Below are 13,116 nucleotides of genomic sequence, written 5' to 3' on the forward strand. Positions count from 1 at the left end.
TGGCCCAACTGGAACAGGTTGCCTGCCAGCCAACTTTGCCAACCTAGAAAAAAAGCCACGAGGTCGAAAGCCGCGTCTGGAATTTCCTTGGCGGTGGCAACTTCGAACCGGGTGTTGCCCGCCACGCCATGCGCCTCGGCATGCTTCCGAGCGTCTGCAATGGAACCTTCATGGTAGTCATAGCCAACGAAGCGGGAATTCGGGAACGCCTGAGCCATTAGGACGGTGGACCAACCGTGACCGCATCCCACATCGGCCACGTCAGCACCCGCTTCTAGCTTGGCGACCACCCCGTCGAGCGCGGGGAGCCACTGAGACAAGAGGTTGTTTTGGTAGCCGGGGCGGAAGAACCTCGCTGTTGCGCAAAACAGGCACGACGCCTGATCCCCCCATGCGAAGCCGCCACCGTTCTTGAATCTCTCCTGTACTTTCGGCTGTATCTCGGTCTGCGCCGCCATCAGGTCGAAGGCTCCCATCATATAGACGGGGCTGTCCTCGACAGCGAACACCATGGCCTGTTCAGGTGGCAGGCTGAACTGGCCGCTGCCAGGGTCGTAGGCGAGGTAGTCGGATGCGGCTTGGTGCGAGAGCCATTCAAGAAGGTAGCGCTCGTGGACCTTTGCTTGCTGAGCGAGTTGGGCACAGGTCATGGGACCGCGTGTGTGCAAAATCCGATATAGACCTAAGGCATCGCCCATCCGGACCAGCGGCACACTCGCTGCGCCCCCAAGGTCCCCAAGCATCTTGCCAACAAACTGATGTAGCTTGGCGTTGTCGATCGCGCGTGGTGCTGGCGCATGCGTTTCTTCCGACATAGCTGCCTCCGCGATGCATCACGAGTAACTACGTGGAGTTGCGCAACGTGCGGATCGCCTTGGTGAGGCGTCGGCCTCTTGACGCTGTTCCTCCGTAGCGAAACTCTAGCGATCCACTCACGGCTTATGCACGCGGGAACTGCATCCGAAACGGCACACGCGAGCGTTGTGGAACGAGCATGTTCGCGGCTTCCGTCTGACACGGCGCTGTGTACCGCAGTAGGCCATCCGAACTGCTCTACCATTCTCATCGCCGTTGACCCGCGCAGCACGCGGCGAGCAGCATTCCTTGTTCCTCAGGACAACAGGGAGGGGCAAAAATGCACATCATGATCAGCCGCTACGCTGGCGCTGCGGGCATGACCGCGGAAGCAGCACCAAAAGCCCAGCGGGGCCTCGTCCCGTTGCTTAAAGATCAGCAGGGCTTTCTGGGTTATGCGGCCTTGGGCAGTGAACAGGGTGATATCGTCTCCGTCTCCTTCTGGGAGAATGCCACCGCGGCGGCTAACAGCCGCGACAAGATTCGAGAATGGGTGATGGCTAACCTCTCCGGGCTCGGCGAACCGACCGAGCGTTTTCATGGTGAGGTCGGTCCGCATGCCCTCGTGGCACCACAAAGCGGTGGGCAAGGCCAGTCCCTCTACTGCATGGTGAGGAAAACGGAGAATCTGCCCCCCGTAGCAATCTTACGGCCGGTCATTGAGGAGACACTGGCTGCTATCCAAAAGCTCCCCGGTTTCCGAGGAGGATATTTCCAGCGCTCCGCCGACGACCAGACGCGTGGGGCGTCTGTCACGTTCTACGATACCCGCGAGCACGCCATTGCTGCGCACGAAGCCGCTCTGGCTATCATGCACAAGCACCAGCCGCACGTTGCCGCTCGGGTCGCGGCCTCGGGACAGACCGCCGTGCTGGCGATGGCTTAATTACCGGCACGCAAGACAGCAGCGGCGACGCTTGCCCGCTCCGCGTCGCCGCATCATCGTCGGCTTTGGGGTAAGGAGAACAGCCAATGGCAGTCGGCACCGTGAAGTGGTTCAACATGCAAAAGGGCTTCGGCTTCATCCAGCCCGAGGGCGGCGGCCAGGATGTGTTCGTCCACATCACTGCCGTGCAAGCTGCGGGGTTGAGGGGCCTCGATGAAGGGCAGAGGGTCACCTACGAGGTGGTGACTGAGCGTGGGAAGCAGGCGGCGGCGAACCTCAAGCTGGCCTGAGGCAGGGCTATAACGATACTGGCGACGGTCGCCGCCCGCTGAGCCTCCTCACCGCTGGTCGCGCGCCATCCGCTTCAAGGCGGCTACCTGTCGAAAGAACTCCTGACGCGGCTGGGCGGGGCTGCCGACCAACGCCGCGCCGGGAACCACATCGGACATCACACCCGCCTGTGCACCGATCCGCGCCCCCTTGCCGATGCGGATGTGCCCGGCGATGGCCGCTTGGCCACCGACCTGTACGAAATCCTCGATCACCGCCGACCCCGCGATGCCGACCTGCGCCACGACGACGCAGCACCGCCCGAGGCGGACGTTGTGCCCGATCTGGACGAGGTTATCGAGGCGCGACCCGGCGCCGATCACGGTGTCGCCGGTCGAGCCCCGGTCAATGTTGCTGTTCGCGCCAACCTCCACGTCGTCGCCAAGGACCACGCGTCCGAGATGCGGGACGGAGAGAAAGCCGGAGGTGGTGGAGGCGAAACCGAACCCCTCCTGGCCGATGCGCGCGCCAGGGTAGACATAGACCCGCGCGCCCAGCAGCGCATGGCTGAGGCTGGCGTGTGCGCCAGCCCGGCAGTCGGGGCCGAGCACCACACTCTCGCCAATAGCCGCGTAGGGACCGATGCGGCAGCGAGGGCCGACCTCTGCCCCGGCTTCGACGAGCGCAAATGGCCCGATTTCGGCCGAGGGGTCGATGCGTGCCCCCTCAGCGACGAATGCCGTCGGATGTACGCCAGGGCGCACAGGCGGATTGGGGTAGAACAGGGCAGCAACCCGCGCCCAGCCCGCGTAGGGTTCGGTGGTGACGATTGGCACCGTCCCCGCAGGCACTCGTGCCAGCATCTCGGGATGGACGATCACCGCACCGGCCGAGGTGCCTTCCAGTGCAGCAGCATACCGCCGGTTATCGAGAAAGCTCACCTCGTTGGGTCCCGCAGCATGAAGCGGGGCAACGCCGGTTAGCAGGAGATCGGCTTCGGCTGCGGTGCCGCCAGCCGCTTCGGCCACCGCAGCGAGCGCGTGCGGCCCGGTCCGCGCAAAGAAGCGCGTATCACCAATCGTCATCCCGGCTGTTTCTCCCCCATGTTGGTGAGTGAGATACCCCGCTCCCGCGCTCCTGGCACCCCACCGCTGCGGCCGGAATGATCCCTGTTATCTGGGCAAGAGCCCTGGCAGGGTCCGGCAATAGGATGACAGGAAGTGCATGCGGCCATGCTCAGTGGCACCGACCCCGCCGTCTCGGCACTGATGCACTGATGCACAGCACCGTCCTCGGCACGTGGGTGGTGCTGAGTGCCGGTCTGGCGCCGCAGGTCCTTACCTTCGACCTATACCCCTCCCACCCCTTTCCACTGCCACCCGGAGCACGGCCGCGGCCCGTGGTGGGTGCTGCAGCCCGCTAGACGAACAGGGCCAAGAGCCATGCGAAGTAGGAGACCAGAAATCCCGCAGCCATGAGGTTGGTCATCCACTTGCAGAAGCCGACCGGGATCGGGGACCGGCCCGCCTCCCCAGCCTCGGCGATGATCTCCTCGACGCGCCTGCTCGCGGCGGCGATGTAGCGGCGAAAGATCAAGATGCCGACGAAGGCCAACACGTGCAGAAACAGGAACACTCCCGGCACCACGTAGCGCAACCGCACAAGTCGCACGTCGGGCCAGCGATCGCCGACGGCGAGGAAGGCGGCGAGGGCCACGAGGCTGGCAGTCAGGAAGAAGCTGAACCAGTTGACGAACTGCCCGATGTTGCCCCGCAAGTGGGTGTTGATCGCCTCGTACTCCCTGACCAGCAGGCCGCTTTGGTCCACCATGGTCGTCCCTCGTCCGCCAAAGCCGCCCCGTCCGAGGCTTAAATACCTGGGCGTCGGTTTCACCCCCGCCACCCTGCGGCTTACTCGCAGGAAGCGACCGTTGCCCCACTTGGGTGAACGAAGCCTCTCCGGTGTCGTTCCGGTGCGGAGCGCGGTGACAAGGCGCAGGTGCCGTTGAGGGGAAGCGCAAGGACGGCTCGCAGGCGGCGCTCGACCTGACCATCGCCGAACGGCGCCGTGCCGAGGAGTGCGCTCCCCCATGGGCATTTTGCCCGACATCACGGAACGCAAGGTGACGGAGGCTGCGGTGGCGGAGAGTGCCACCCGACTGCGGGCCATCGCCGATACGGCAGTGGACGCCATCATCATCGACGGTGGTCGTGCGCAAGGCGGCCATACTAGCTGCCACTCACGGCCGCGATCGCTGCTCGGCCCGGAGTTACCCCTCGGAGGCCGGGCATCGGAACAGGGGCTTTTCCAGCCTCTACCGACAAAGCCGTCTCAGGCGTGCCGATTCAAACCGACACACGTGGCCGAGGTTGGCCGCTGGCTGCCGGTTTACGCGGTTGCCTGTGGAGGGCGATCCGGGCGCGCTCTGGCTCACCCGTACTTCTAGTAACCAAGGGTACACAGCCGTGATCGTCGTGCTGTGCATCTATGCGCAAACTGAGGCAACCGTGAGGTTAGAACGCTATCTTGACAGCAGCGAGCGCCATCAACACGAGCATTGTTGCCGCTGAAAGGCAGATGGGTCGGTGCCACGCAAGGACAGTGGCTCGGCAGGCTGCTCTGGCGAGAAGGGCGGAGACGCAAAGGAAGAAGGTCAGGGCAACCGCCACGATGGCGAGCGGCGCCAGCGCAACTGTCGCCTCGTGGTCGCGCAGTGGTCCAAGAAACTGGGCGGTGAAAAAAGTGGCCGTCAGTGGGTTGGTGAGTGCTGTAAAGAACCCCGCGCCGAACGCTGTGAGGCCGTCGCCCTTGCTGAGGCGAGCAGGCGCACCATCGCTTGGCGCCGGTTGCCTTGCAATCGAGTAAGCCAGCCATACAAGCAGGGCGGCGCCGATAAGGCGGCTCGCCCTGTGCCACTCTCCGTTCTCCGGAGCTACCGTAATGGCAACTACGAGAGTGGCGCCCAGCGCCCCGGCCCCCATTGATATCCCAAGGCACAGCGGAAAGACGCCTCGCAATCCATGCAGCGCTGCCACACCACTGACGGCGATGAGGTTGGGTCCCGGCGTTGCCAGTATGACGAGGTAACCGGCAGCGAAAGCCGCCAGCCGATCAAAGTCTACTGGCACGCTTCGCCGACAATCACCCTCGCGTAGTTGTTCTTCTCTGGATCATTCTGCGCGGGGCCGACCGCTGCAAGCTGCTCGCCGTAAATCGGTGAGCACGTAGGCGACGAGAAACCCGGCATGCCAACGTCAAAGTTGTCAGATGAAATGGAGGCAGCGGGCGCTTCGGCTCCCGTCAGACCGTCGGGCGATGAGTTAGGCGATGTCTGGCGTGGAGGCTCGCCCGCTGCGGCCAACAGGATGACGGGAACAATCAGCACCAATCGGGCCATGACGTTTATTCCTCCCTGTTTTTTCGACTGAGCGGGTTTTTTCTCCGAGTGGAGTTTTGCGAGCGAAAACTTGGTGGAGGCCACAGATTGAAGCGCTGCGGCTTTCGCATCAGCGGCGGAGATGCGCCGCTGAGAAACACCGTCTAGGGCTCACTTTCCCCTTTACGGTACTGCGGCGCTCATGTGTGCTTGGTGAAGGCCGCCTCCGGATGGAGCCGGAATGCAGCCAATGCGACGCGCCGCCGCTGCACCTCGATCTGCAATAGCCGAACTGCATTGAGCGGCAGCAAGATGGAGTGCAGAGCAAGGATGGGCCAGAGCCCCATCATCCATGCGTAACCGATAAAGCTAACGTTGCTGGCTAGAGCGACCATCCTCAGCGCACGCATCGAAGTCATAGCGAAGGTGCAAAGAACGAGACCGCAGGCCAGGGAGCCTAGCAGATGGCGGAACAGGTCGTCCGGTATGCCTACCATCCGTGGCCCTCCGCCATGGGCTGCATAGAGACACTAGGTGAGCATCTGCGAAACGGACCAGCACTCATTTGTCATTTCGGCTGTAATGAATTTACGCGCTGAATTTTCCGCCCTGACGCACGTATTTGGTTTCGACAATTATGTGCGCCCGAACTGCGACCGTGTGAGACGGTTCAGTCCGTCATGGGGAACGCGGGGGAATGAATTGGCCGCGGCGACTGATCGCCTATGTCCAGAGCTAGATGTTCGCTTTACTTGGCTCCGGGGCGATGCCAGTCAGCACGAGGTCCAGTGCTGGTACCATGCCGCCCGTCGCCTCCGTCGCGCTGCAACCGGGTGCGGCCCTCCCGCGCGAAGAACCGCATCACGGTGGGCGTCCCGACTGTTTCTCCCCTAGCCTAGTCAGCAGGATGGCCTGCTTCGGTGACCCACACCACCAGCCGCGCTGCCGTTCCGGAGATTGCAGGGGCGATGACGGAAATCCAAGGAATCACGTTCGCGCTCGCCACGGCCCTGGCCGTCTGCGCCATCGCCTTTCGGGCGTCTCTCTCGCCTCGCGTCGCGGTGGTCCTGCTGACGCTGGCAGCGCTCGCCTTCTTCCTGACGCTTCTACGCTGGGGCAAGTGGTCTCCCTGGTAAACCGAGACCGTATCACGGACCAACTGTCTCGCCAGACTTGGCCCGCCAGGGAAGCCGGGAGTGGCGGCAGGAGCACGACTAGGTGCAGATCGCCGCCTTCGCGTTTACCGCAACCCGAAAAAAGACAGGACTGCGACAATGACGACCACAAGGCCCACGATGTAGATGATGTTGTTCATGTCCGCGCTCCGCTGCATTCCGCTGGCACTCGTCGTGCTGGTCGTAAGGCATTGAACGGCGCAACGCGGCTCGGTTCTTCGGCTACTCCGCTAGCGCGGGCGAGCCGCGGGCAGCGTCAGCGCGATTGTGGTCCCGTGGTCGGCCGAGGTGGTGGGCGCGGCGCCGACCTGCCGCGCGAAGGCATGGATGAGCTTGAACCCCAGGCTGCCCTCACGTGCCTGGGCGGGCAGGCCAACGTCGTCGTCTTGCACGATCAGAGTGAACGCGCTGTCTGGGAGCCGTTCCAGCCGGACCACGATCTCGCCCGATCGACCGGCCGGAAAGGCGTGCTTGCAGGCGTTGGTGACCGCCTCGTTGGCGATAAGCGCGAGCGGCACAGCCGCGTTAAGGGGGAGCGAGATGCTGGGATCGGCCGCCACTCGGAGCCGGATGCGGCCATCGGCGCAGAAGGCTGATTGCCTCTGCGCGTCCACGAGGCGGTCGAGCAACGCCGCCATCTCGACCACCCTGGCGTTAGTCGCCGCCCGATAGAGGAGTTCGTGGACTGAGGCGAACACCCCTAGACGGCCCAGCGCTTCCTCCAAAGCGGCGCGCGCCTCCGGGGACGGCACCGCACTGGCTTGAAGCCGCAGCACCCCAGCGGTGGCTGCCAGTGTGTTCTTGACCCGATGGTGGACCTCCTGCGTCGCCGCGTTCCGTTGAAGCTGAAGCGCGAGCGTCAACTGGACCGCCAAGTCCTCCATTACGCGCGCGTCCTCGCCGTCAAACTGCCCCCGCTCGTCATGGTGGATGACCCACAGTGTGCCGAGCGGCGAGCCGTCTATGTCGCGCACTGGCACGATCAGTCCCTCGACGATCTCCGGTTCAGCCGCCTCGAAATAGCGGAACACGCGCGCCGGGCGAGCGACGAGGATAGTTGCGCCCTTGTCGAGGCAGAGGCCGCATGGGCTGAACCCACGTGGCGTCGTCCCCAGCCACAGGGTCACTGGCATTCCCAAACGACCCGGACGACAGGGAAACGGAGATCATGGCCACGCTCGGCTGGCGTATGAAGTTCGGTGTCCTCGTCCCCTCGACGAACACCTCAGTCCAGCCCGAGTACGATGCCATGCGCTCACCCGGTGTCACCAACCACGTGCGCGGCTTCCGCATCCCAAACGCGCCAACCCGGAACGACGCACAGTTCGCGCACCAGTTGGCGAACATGCGCGCAACCATGGTCGATGCTATGGACAAGGTGCTGACCCTCGACCCTAGCCATGTCATCCTCGCCACCGCAGCCGAGTCCGCGGGTGGAGTGTACGATGCCTTGTCACGCCAAGGCGCCGCTCGACCTTGGCGCCACCGGGGTTTTGCTTTCCCCTGATCTCCACCCGCGCTGATGCCGAGGCGGCAATCCGCGCGGTTCGCTACTCGCCACGCGGAGAGCGTGCCTCGGGTCCCTTCTACGCACCACCCCGCCGGGGGCTCTCGATGCGCGACTACCAAGACCGCGCCGACGGCGAACCCGAACGGGAGCGTCAGGCAAGTGTCGGTAGAAGGGGCTTGCAACCAGAGTCACGCACCCTCACCTCAGTGTGGCCTAGCGCCACCAAACCCGGTCAGGAAATCGGACGCGGCGTTCGGCGATGGCCGGTGCTGGCGGGGGTCACGCCCAAACAGCACCGTCTGTCCCAGCCTATACGCTTCGCGTAAGAGGGCGATCGGGCTGGCAGGGACGGAAGCGCACCTCCAAGGACCCGTCGTCGTCTGAACGGCTTCGGGTCCTTCGATTTCCAAACTTCACAATTGCCACTTCGGGCAACCTGTCGCCACGGCAGACCAGCGCACCGGCTGTTCGGTCGGACGCGTCCTTTCATTACCCCCAGCGGAGCGTCGCCGGGAGCCGAGCACCTCGAAAAGCGGATGAACTCGGCAACTAGCAGGCAGCTACTTCGAGGCTTGTTTGGTCTCAATCTCGTCAAGTACTGCTTCCGGGGCTACGTCCTTCTTGATCTCACTGATCTCGGGGTCGGCATGCTCCCGGTGAAGCGGGTGATCACCTCGGCGATGCTCGCCTCCTTCGGAGCGGAGGCGGCTTCCTGTCTGCGGCGATCCTCTAACGCTTGGATGTTCCGCCTTAGAGCGCCGCTCAGGTTATCGGGCCTAGGCGGCGGGACGGTGGGCGTCGGCTTATCCATTGGAGGTATTCCTGGCCGTCAGGACGCGTGCTCTGCCGTGAGCGGGCTGCCGCACCGGGCAGGCGAATCATGGGCCGCTGGGGCCTCAGTTCCGACTGAAAGGAAGGGCTTCGTCATGCGCATATCTGTGGATAGATAGGCATGCCCATTGTCCTCCCCCTGTGAGCGGATACGTGCCGGTGTCCGGCTTGAGCATCGCGTTCAATCACTACTGCATCGATCGGTCATACACGCACAGTCATCCTTGATGCGACCTGCCCTCAACCGGCAAAATATCGGGCTGGGCACCTGCCCCGGTGCGAGATGAAGCTGTGGTTGATGACAGATGCGGTCCGATCACCAGCTAGACCTCAGCGATGCTGTTGCTCGCCGTGGCGCTGCACCAGTACAAACTTCTGCACTTTACCGGTTGGCGTGCGCGGCAATGGTTCCTCTTGCAAGAACATGGTCCGAGGCATCTTGAAGCCCGCCAGATGCTCACGGCACGCTGCCTCTATCACCTCGGCCGATGGCACCTCCGTCCCCTGCGTCACGACCACGGCAGCTACACGCTCACCCCAGAGTTCGTCGGGTAGGCCGAACACAGCGCATTCCGCCACTCCGGGCAGGCGCAGAATAGCCTCCTCCACTTCGGCGGCATGCACGTTCTGTCCGCCAGTGATGATCAGGTCCTTGAGGCGCCCACGGATGTACAGGAAGCCCTCCTCATCCATGAACCCGAGGTCGCCCGTGTGAACCCAGCCACCGCGGAAGGTCTCCGCCGTCTTGCCAGGGTTGTCGAAGTAGGAGGTGGTCGTGTTCGGGGAGCGGCCGAGGATTTCGCCCAATTCCCCTGGCGCGGCCTGCCTGCCGTCCGGGAGTTCGATCCGGACCTCGGCGAAGCAGGTCGGCAGCCCTACGGAGTCTGGCCGCCGGACCCGCTCCTCGGGGGTGCTGGCGGTCAACACTCCGGTTTCCTGCATGCCGTAGTATTCGGAAATCCGCGGGCACATCGCCGCGGCCACACGCTCGCGCAAAGGCGCGGGCAGCGCCGCACCCGCGAAGATGATGGTGCGTAACGAGCGGAGATCGCGCGTGGGCAGGCTCGGCTCGGCCAGCATCATCGCGGCCATGGTAGGTGCCAGATTGACGAGCGTCACGCGCTCCGCCTCTATGATGCGCAATGCCTCGGCTGGCGTGAAGTCCAGCAGGACGTTTCGTGCGCCATACCCCACTGATGTTGCCATCCAGCCGAAGCCGATGCGCCCGAATGCCGGGAAGGCAGTCAGGATGACATCGCGGCGAGATGGCTCGAACACCTCGAAGTTCGGACTCATCGCCGCATTGTTGTAGTGCGTCAGGAGGTAGGACTTCGGCACCCCCGTAGTGCCCGAGGTAAGGTTGAAGTAGTACCGGTCGTGCTCCTCGACCTCGCCCTCGGGCTCGCCTGCCGCAGCGGTCAAGAGCAGCGCCTCGTACCGGTGCCCAAGGGCCGAAGCCTCGTCTCCGACGGCGACGAAGTGTCGCACCTCGGGCAGCGTGTTGCGCACTGCGGTGGCCGCGGCGGTGAAGCGGTCGGAATACAGCAAGGCACTTGCATGCATGGCCCGCATCAGTTCGACAACCTCGGGCACAGCAAGGCGATAGTTGAGCGGGATGCCAACCAGCCCGGTCTTGGCCAGGGCGAAGTAGATTTCGACCATTTCGGCGCGGTTGTTGCACAGGAAGGCCACAACGTCTGGCTTGCGGAGACCCAAACCCAGCAGGGCGTGCGCGAGCCGATTACAGCGCTCGTTGGTCTGCTGGAAGGTGAAGCGCCGTCTGGTACCGGCGCAGAGGAAAGCTTCCCGGTCCGGGAAGCGGCGGGCGGTCGTCGTCAGTATGCTGCCGACGACCATCTTGCCCAGCGAGCGGGATGCGGTGCTTTTGGGGTACCCGTCCGCCTGGGCCTCTCCGGGCGCAAATGTGCCAGAGCGGCTGGTGTCGTGGGGCATGGCGTTCTCCCAGCCACGTTGCCCTGCAAGGGACGGCCGCGCGGCTCTGCCGATCCCGGCTCGTTGACCGGGTGTGAAAGGCTGCTCCTCCGAAGGCGGAACAGTCAACAAAGCGGCGGCCTTGCCCCGTGATCCCTTGGCGCGGAGGGAGTACGGCCTATGCCCTCGAACTACTCGCGGCAGGGTGAACGCCGCACCGGGCCTGGACGGCGCAAATTTGGACAGGCGCGCCTAACTCGGAGAGGCCGCGATAACCTTTCACCAGACCGGCGGCTGCCAGTGCGGCGCACTGCGCTGCGAGATTACGGCGGCCCCCAGGGTGGTCTACTGCTGCCACGCACGGTCTGCCAGACCCAATCGGGAGCCGCATTCAGCATGGCCGCCGTGATGCGCAAGGAGCATCTGCGCCTCACCAAGGGTGTGCCGGAGTCCTTCCTCCGGGCGGCCCGCCTGCCTTCCTGCACGCGGCGAGGCGCTAGAGTTGAGGTTGAGGCCAAGGGCATACCCCGACAGGGTGGTGCTTGGCCCCGACCAGCAAAATGTTCTACTTCTAACCCTACCATCGACACGAGCTTCACCTTTCGATCGCCAACCTTGCCCCGGACGAAGCCGTACGACTGAGGTGTGACCGCCGGGTGCGGACCTACAGCCGGGCGGAACTTGCGGCGTTGGTCGGCCGCGACACCCGGCTGCATGTCGTTGGCTTGCACCACCAACTGTGGTGTCGAGAGTGCGGTGAGCCGCCATTCGCCGGATGGGTAGTCTCGGCGGCTCAGGAATCAGAACAGCACCGGCATGGGTTCAGAGCCGGTTAATGAGGAGCCACCCATCTCTTGACCGGGAGGAGAGCCTGAACTCCGCTGAGGGAGGACAATGACGCGAAGTGGCTCGATTCCACGACGCAGGCGGGCGAATTCTACGGCATCCTCGACGGTGAACTCCGAGTTCGGCAACACAGCGGCGACCTCGCCAATGATAGCTTCGGGCCACCGCCTACCGAGGATTTCGGCAACCTCCGCGCGGGGAATGTGTGGATGGCGCACCAGCACCATCGCGGTACCGTCTGCCCCCACCATTCCAGTGATTGCCACCACGCGCCAGCGCAGAGATCGCCGCGTTGTGCGGTCCCTCACGTCCCTGAGGGCGCGCCGGAGCCGAACGGTCGCGCCACGAAACCCATTGGGCGGATGATGGAGCGGCAGGACAACGAGGCTCACTGGTGCACCGTCGTCCACGACCCACCGCGTCAGCCCCATCCACCACCGCCTGATCAGCGACACGCGGCACCAAGCGCATCCAGAGGATCGGCAAGTCCAGGGCCAGCCCGAGTTACGCTGGCGTGCAAGCCTAACATCCATGCACCGTTGAAGCCTTTCTGCCGAGCGGATGTTCCCCGCCGCGCGCAGCGCCGCGATGACCTCACCTTGAAACGCGGCCGCCTCGATCATCTTGCGCCGGGCCGTCATGGCTGACGGGATGTTCCGTCGGGCTCGGTCGCCTTCCGGGGGCTCTTGCTGCCTACGGCCTGCCGCACACGCGTGGCGTGTTCACTGGCTGCGCGCTTAGGCACCCCGTTGTGGCACGCCCGCTTCACGGTCACTACCTCGGTCTCACCCATAATAGGCATGGAACGGGTGATGAATTCCCACGCGCGCATCAGTCGAGGCGCCCGCGTCGCTCAGCGACTTCGGCGCGTGTATAGAATGCCCAGGCGTCGCTTGGGTCGTCGAATTCGAAGATCAGGATTTGTCGCTCATCGTAGTCCTGCCTCTCTCGCACGCGCCATCCGTACCGTGCGTAGTGGGGCAGCCAAAACTCCGCGTCACTGCGCACGCACTCGCGGTGGGGGTCTTGGGTGCCAACGGTGATAATGCAGCGCATCTTGGTCCTCCTAATGATGCGCCTATTTATTGTGTTGTGAGGACTCCTGAGCCGGTGGGTCGAGCGGCTACAGCCGAACGGAATGGCGATGCGTTCTCGCCCCTTGCTACAATTTTCACTCGAACCATAGGCGGAACATCGCCGCATCGGTCTGGTGAGTGAAACAGACGAGATAGCGGAATACCATCCGGCACATGTCGGCTTCCGCATCGTCGAACGGAAGGAGATGGAGTGCGCACAGTCCCTCCATGTGGCTCCGCCGAACAAAATCAGGCAACTCGCTGAGCCATGACCCTTTCGCAAGTTCGAACCGGTGAGGAAAAGCTAGTGTTCTGACCGAGACAGAGGTTTCCCTATCCGGTTGGGATGTGCGATCCGG

Annotated in this window: 13 protein-coding genes; 4 read left to right on the forward strand and 9 right to left on the reverse strand. The window is 63.9% G+C overall.

Annotation, left to right across the window (positions count from 1 at the left end):
• Positions 1-815, reverse strand: an 815-nt coding sequence (locus tag AC5JJ1_RS00545) for a class I SAM-dependent methyltransferase (protein ID WP_495783166.1), incomplete at its 3' end; no start/stop codon positions are given.
• 320 nt (positions 816-1,135) lie between these two features.
• On the opposite strand from AC5JJ1_RS00545, the gene AC5JJ1_RS00550 reads away from it, so the two are divergent.
• Both AC5JJ1_RS00550 and AC5JJ1_RS00555 read left to right on the forward strand, forming a co-directional pair.
• Positions 1,136-1,741, forward strand: a complete 606-nt coding sequence (locus AC5JJ1_RS00550) for a hypothetical protein (RefSeq protein ID WP_495783167.1) — start codon at positions 1,136-1,138, stop codon at positions 1,739-1,741.
• Positions 1,742-1,827: 86 nt separating this feature from the next.
• On the forward strand, positions 1,828-2,031 hold the full coding sequence (locus AC5JJ1_RS00555) for a cold-shock protein (protein WP_495783168.1): 204 nt from the start codon (positions 1,828-1,830) through the stop codon (positions 2,029-2,031).
• Positions 2,032-2,079: 48 nt separating this feature from the next.
• On the opposite strand, the gene lpxD is transcribed toward AC5JJ1_RS00555, so the two are convergent.
• From lpxD to AC5JJ1_RS00580, 5 genes are all read right to left on the reverse strand, one after another.
• On the reverse strand, positions 2,080-3,096 hold the full coding sequence (gene lpxD / locus AC5JJ1_RS00560) for a UDP-3-O-(3-hydroxymyristoyl)glucosamine N-acyltransferase (protein ID WP_495783169.1): 1,017 nt from the start codon (positions 3,094-3,096) through the stop codon (positions 2,080-2,082).
• A gap of 334 nt (positions 3,097-3,430) precedes the next feature.
• Positions 3,431-3,841: a hypothetical protein gene (locus AC5JJ1_RS00565; RefSeq protein WP_495783170.1), complete on the reverse strand. Its 411-nt coding sequence runs from the start codon at positions 3,839-3,841 to the stop codon at positions 3,431-3,433.
• 683 nt (positions 3,842-4,524) lie between these two features.
• Positions 4,525-5,139 carry a LysE family translocator gene (locus tag AC5JJ1_RS00570; protein WP_495783171.1) on the reverse strand — a complete coding sequence of 205 codons (615 nt, stop codon included), beginning with the start codon at positions 5,137-5,139 and terminating at the stop codon, positions 4,525-4,527.
• Positions 5,130-5,492, reverse strand: a complete 363-nt coding sequence (locus tag AC5JJ1_RS00575) for a hypothetical protein (protein ID WP_495783172.1) — start codon at positions 5,490-5,492, stop codon at positions 5,130-5,132. Before AC5JJ1_RS00575 ends, AC5JJ1_RS00570 begins: the two co-directional genes overlap by 10 nt.
• A gap of 95 nt (positions 5,493-5,587) precedes the next feature.
• Positions 5,588-5,884, reverse strand: coding sequence for a hypothetical protein (locus AC5JJ1_RS00580; protein ID WP_495783173.1), 297 nt, complete (start codon positions 5,882-5,884; stop codon positions 5,588-5,590).
• 423 nt (positions 5,885-6,307) lie between these two features.
• Between AC5JJ1_RS00580 and AC5JJ1_RS00585 the strand changes: the two genes are divergently transcribed.
• A complete protein-coding gene (locus AC5JJ1_RS00585) occupies positions 6,308-6,523 on the forward strand; it encodes a hypothetical protein (protein ID WP_495783174.1) in 216 nt (71 codons plus the stop codon).
• 269 nt (positions 6,524-6,792) lie between these two features.
• Here AC5JJ1_RS00585 and AC5JJ1_RS00590 read toward each other — a convergent pair whose 3' ends face one another.
• On the reverse strand, positions 6,793-7,695 hold the full coding sequence (locus AC5JJ1_RS00590) for a sensor histidine kinase (RefSeq protein WP_495783175.1): 903 nt from the start codon (positions 7,693-7,695) through the stop codon (positions 6,793-6,795).
• 35 nt (positions 7,696-7,730) lie between these two features.
• On the opposite strand from AC5JJ1_RS00590, the gene AC5JJ1_RS00595 reads away from it, so the two are divergent.
• Positions 7,731-8,069 carry a hypothetical protein gene (locus AC5JJ1_RS00595; protein WP_495783176.1) on the forward strand — a complete coding sequence of 113 codons (339 nt, stop codon included), beginning with the start codon at positions 7,731-7,733 and terminating at the stop codon, positions 8,067-8,069.
• A 1,164-nt stretch (positions 8,070-9,233) separates the two neighbouring features.
• Here AC5JJ1_RS00595 and AC5JJ1_RS00600 read toward each other — a convergent pair.
• Entirely contained in the window at positions 9,234-10,856 is a 1,623-nt protein-coding gene (locus tag AC5JJ1_RS00600) for a class I adenylate-forming enzyme family protein (protein ID WP_495783177.1), read from the reverse strand.
• A gap of 1,996 nt (positions 10,857-12,852) precedes the next feature.
• Positions 12,853-13,116 (reverse strand): hypothetical protein (locus AC5JJ1_RS00605; RefSeq protein ID WP_495783178.1); only part of this gene is annotated, 264 nt, incomplete at its 5' end.

This window comes from Belnapia sp. (assembly GCF_059504005.1).

Bases quoted from the DNA above. Each gene is read 5' to 3' on its own strand.
- AC5JJ1_RS00550 (WP_495783167.1), top strand. From the start codon at position 1,136: ATGCACATCATGATCAGCCGCTACGCTGGCGCTGCGGGCATGACCGCG.
- AC5JJ1_RS00555 (WP_495783168.1), top strand. From the start codon at position 1,828: ATGGCAGTCGGCACCGTGAAGTGGTTCAACATGCAAAAGGGCTTCGGC.
- lpxD (WP_495783169.1), bottom strand. From the start codon at position 3,096: ATGACGATTGGTGATACGCGCTTCTTTGCGCGGACCGGGCCGCACGCG.
- AC5JJ1_RS00565 (WP_495783170.1), bottom strand. From the start codon at position 3,841: ATGGTGGACCAAAGCGGCCTGCTGGTCAGGGAGTACGAGGCGATCAAC.
- AC5JJ1_RS00580 (WP_495783173.1), bottom strand. From the start codon at position 5,884: ATGGTAGGCATACCGGACGACCTGTTCCGCCATCTGCTAGGCTCCCTG.
- AC5JJ1_RS00590 (WP_495783175.1), bottom strand. From the start codon at position 7,695: ATGCCAGTGACCCTGTGGCTGGGGACGACGCCACGTGGGTTCAGCCCA.
- AC5JJ1_RS00595 (WP_495783176.1), top strand. From the start codon at position 7,731: ATGGCCACGCTCGGCTGGCGTATGAAGTTCGGTGTCCTCGTCCCCTCG.
- AC5JJ1_RS00600 (WP_495783177.1), bottom strand. From the start codon at position 10,856: ATGCCCCACGACACCAGCCGCTCTGGCACATTTGCGCCCGGAGAGGCC.